The sequence below is a fragment of the Acinetobacter schindleri CIP 107287 genome (assembly GCF_000368625.1).
GTDB classification, from domain to species: Bacteria; Pseudomonadota; Gammaproteobacteria; order Pseudomonadales; family Moraxellaceae; genus Acinetobacter; species Acinetobacter schindleri.
On sequence record NZ_KB849575.1, the window covers coordinates 110,592 to 111,104 of the forward strand.

Here is a 513-nt window from a genome sequence, read left to right on the forward strand (position 1 = left end):
GTTCCAGTCCAACGTTAATCGGGGCTGGGTGAGTCGCCCCCTAAGGCGAGGCCGAGAGGCGTAGTCGATGGGAAATTGGTTAATATTCCAATACTTCTGTTTAATGCGATGAGAGGACGGTTATTAAGCTCTGTGATTTATCACAGTTGACTGTAGTCCGACGAGGATACAGTGAATCATTAACAGAATATATTTGAGTTGAAATAATTTGTTCAAACTCGTTTTAAGATCAACATTAACAGTAATTTATTACTGAGACATGAAGATTAAGAAATGAGTTCTAGCGATTAAACTGAATCAAGCGTTTTGGTATATGAATCTAATTGAAGCTGTACGGTAGTTAAATCTACGAGACGCCAACTGTATGAGAGTGATGAGTAATCATCATAATCTGTTGCTTATCCTACTTGTAGGGATAAACGACTGTTTGGGGTTGTATAGTCAAGTAATTAAGTGCATGTGGTGGATGCCTTGGCAGTCAGAGGCGAAGAAAGACGTGATAGCCTGCGAAAA